This is a genomic window from Bradyrhizobium sp. 23AC (genome assembly GCF_054863025.1).
Genome location: NZ_JAVAYN010000057.1, coordinates 1 through 1,210, shown reverse-complemented (window position 1 = coordinate 1,210; position 1,210 = coordinate 1). Strand labels below are relative to the sequence as shown.

Genomic DNA, 1,210 nt, shown 5'->3' with positions numbered 1-1,210 from the left:
GGATCCACAATCGTGAGCTGGCCGCTGGTGTTCAGCGCCGCCGCGGTGTCGCCTTCGGTCACCGACCTCGAGTCCGACGAGACCGTCGCCGCGTCGTTGCTGCCGGTGATGGTCACCGTCACCGTGCCGGAGGCGGTGCCGTCCTGGCTGGTGACCGTGAACTGATCCTGGACCTGCTGGCCGGCGGTGAGCTCGTTGTGCGCGCCGTTGCCGGTGTAGCTCCAGGCGCCGTTGGCATCGATGCTGAAGTCGCCATAGGTGCCGTGGACGTTCGATTGCGCGACGACGTGGGCTTCGCCCGTATCCGGGTCGGTGATGCTGAGCTGGCCGCTGGTGCTCAGCGCAGCGGCGGCATCACCCTCGGTGACGGACTTCGAGTCCGATGAGACTGTGGCCGCATCATTGGTCCCGCTGATGGTCACCGTCACGATGCCGGTGGCCGTGCCGTCCTGGCTGGTCACCGTGAACTGGTCCTGGACCTGCTGCCCGGCGGTGAGCTCATTGTGGACGCCGTTGCCGGTGTAGCTCCAGGCGCCGTTGGCGTCGATCGTGAAGTCGCCATAGGTCCCGTGGACGTTCGTCTGCGCCACGACGTGGGCTTCGCCGCTATCGGGATCGACAATCGTGAGCTGGCCCGAGGTGTTGAGCGCGGAGGCGGCATTGCCCTCAGTCACGGACTTCGAGTCCGAAGAGACTGTCGCCGCGTCGTTGCTGCCGGTGATGGTCACGGTCACGATGCCGCTCGCGGTCCCATCCTGGCTGGTCACCGTGAACTGGTCCTGCACCTGCTGTCCGGCGGTGAGCTCGTTGTGGGCGCCATTGCCGGTGTAGCTCCAGGCGCCGTTGGCATCGATCGTGAAGTCGCCATAGGTCCCGTGGACGTTCGATTGCGCCACGACATGGGCTTCGCCGCTGTCGGGATCCACAATCGTCAATAGGCCGCTCGTGTTGAGGGCGGCGGCGGCATTGCCCTCGGTGACGGACTTCGAGTCCGACGAGACTGTGGCCGCATCGTTGCTGCCGGTGATGGTGACCGTCACGATGCCGCTCGCGGTGCCGTCCTGGCTGGTCACCGTGAACTGATCCTGGACCTGCTGCCAGGCGGTGAGCTCATCGTGGGCGCCGTTGCCGGTGTAGCTCCAGGCGCCGTTGGCGTCGATCGTGAAGTCGCCGTAGGTGCCGTGAGCATTGGTCTGGGCTACGACATGGG

1 protein-coding gene is annotated in these 1,210 nt (G+C 66.2%); it reads right to left on the bottom strand.

The features are described from left to right. Positions 1-1,210, bottom strand: a 1,210-nt coding sequence (locus tag RAD10_RS41390) for a VCBS domain-containing protein (RefSeq protein WP_461621967.1), incomplete at both ends; no start/stop codon positions are given.